Annotated in this window: 1 rRNA gene; it reads left to right on the top strand. The window is 50.6% G+C overall.

Annotated features, from left to right (window positions below):
* Nucleotides 1–246: 246 nt before the first annotated feature.
* A 5S ribosomal RNA gene (gene rrf / locus Q1A40_RS23015) occupies nucleotides 247–334 on the top strand; the annotation flags it as partial.

Genomic DNA, 334 nt, shown 5'->3' with positions numbered 1-334 from the left:
TGCATTGAGCTAACCAGTACTAATGACCCGTGAGGCTTAACCTTACAACACCGAAGGTGTTTTAGCAGGATTTGAGAGATTTTCAGCGAAGTTCCGGAAGATTTAGTTACGTTGTTCAGATTTTACACTGAGACAAGGCGGCAAGGAGAGGCGGCGAAGGAGCATACGTTGGTATGTGACTGAGACGAAAATCCGCAGCCAACGCCGTATCAGTGAAAAAGATGAATAACGGAGCACAAGAATTTGCCTGGCGGCTGTAGCGCGGTGGTCCCACCTGACCCCATGCCGAACTCAGAAGTGAAACGCCGTAGCGCCGATGGTAGTGTGGGGTCTC

Source organism: uncultured Cedecea sp. (assembly GCF_947498825.1).
Lineage (GTDB): Bacteria > Pseudomonadota > Gammaproteobacteria > Enterobacterales > Enterobacteriaceae > JGM124.
This window is presented reverse-complemented; position numbering and strand designations above follow the sequence as displayed.